We start from the raw sequence: 1,521 nt of genomic DNA on the forward strand, positions 1-1,521 counted from the left end.
GGTCCGCCGGGCGCGCTGTGGCCGTGCCGGACGTCAGTCCTTGATCTCGCAGATGGCGGCGCCGGAGGTGAGGGAGGCGCCGACCTGGGCGTTGAGGGCCTTGATGGTGCCGGCCTTGTGGGCGTTGAGGGGCTGTTCCATCTTCATGGCCTCCAGCACGACGACGAGGTCGCCCTCCTTGACCTGCTGGCCCTCCTCCACGGCGATCTTGACGATGGTGCCCTGCATGGGGGAGGTGAGGGTGTCGCCGGAGGCGGCCGGGCCGCTCTTCCTGGCGGCCCGGCGCTTGGGCTTGGCGCCGGCGGCCAGGCCGGTGCGGGCCAGGGACATGCCCAGCGAGGCGGGCAGGGAGACCTCCAGGCGCTTGCCGCCGACCTCGACCACGACCGTCTCGCGGCCGGTGTCCTCCTCGGCCTGCGCGGCGTCGGCCGGGGCGGTGAAGGGCTTGATGTCGTTGACGAACTCGGTCTCGATCCAGCGGGTGTGGACGCTGAAGGGGCCGGTGGAGCCGGTCAGCTCGGGGGCGAAGGCGGGGTCCTTGACCACCGCGCGGTGGAAGGGCAGCGCGGTGGCCATGCCCTCCACCTGGAACTCCTGCAGGGCGCGCGCGGCGCGCTGCAGGGCCTCCTTGCGGGTGCGGCCGGTGACGATCAGCTTGGCCAGCAGCGAGTCCCAGGCCGGGCCGATCACGCTGCCGGCCTCCACGCCGGCGTCCAGGCGCACCCCGGGCCCGGCGGGCGGGTCGAAGCGGGTGACGGTGCCGGGGGCGGGCAGGAAGTTGCGGCCCGGGTCCTCGCCGTTGATGCGGAACTCGAAGGAGTGCCCGCGCAGCACGGGGTCGTCATAGCCCAGTTCCTCGCCGTCGGCGATGCGGAACATCTCGCGCACCAGGTCGATGCCGGCGACCTCCTCGGTGACCGGGTGCTCCACCTGCAGGCGGGTGTTGACCTCCAGGAAGGAGATCGTGCCGTCCGCTCCGACCAGGAACTCCACGGTGCCGGCGCCCACGTAGCCGGCCTCCTTCAAAATCGCCTTGGAGGCGCGGTACAGCTCGGCCAGCTGCTGCTCGGACAAGAACGGCGCCGGGGCCTCCTCCACCAGCTTTTGGTGGCGGCGCTGCAGGGAGCAGTCCCGGGTGGAGACCACCACCACGTTGCCGTGCGTGTCGGCCAGGCACTGCGTCTCCACGTGGCGGGGCTTGTCCAGGTAGCGCTCCACGAAGCACTCCCCGCGGCCGAAGGCGGCCACCGCCTCGCGCACCGCGGAGTCGTACAGCTCGGGCACCTCCTCCAGGGTGCGGGCCACCTTCAGCCCGCGCCCGCCGCCGCCGAAGGCGGCCTTGATGGCGATGGGCAGGCCGTGCTCCTTGGCGAAGGCCACCACCTCCTCGGCGCCCGAGACCGGCTCGGGGGTGCCGGCCACCAGCGGCGCGCCGGCGCGCTGGGCGATGTGCCGGGCGGCGACCTTGTCGCCCAGGTCGCGGATGGCCTGCGGCGGCGGGCCGATCCACACCAGGCCCGC

Annotated in this window: 1 protein-coding gene; it reads right to left on the reverse strand. The window is 73.3% G+C overall.

Annotated elements, in window-relative coordinates:
- Positions 1–33: 33 nt before the first annotated feature.
- Positions 34–1,521, reverse strand: a 1,488-nt coding sequence (locus tag AB0L29_RS35490) for a biotin/lipoyl-containing protein (RefSeq protein WP_365833476.1), incomplete at its 5' end; no start/stop codon positions are given.

Source organism: Streptomyces sp. NPDC052701 (assembly GCF_040678355.1).
GTDB lineage: Bacteria > Actinomycetota > Actinomycetes > Streptomycetales > Streptomycetaceae > Streptomyces.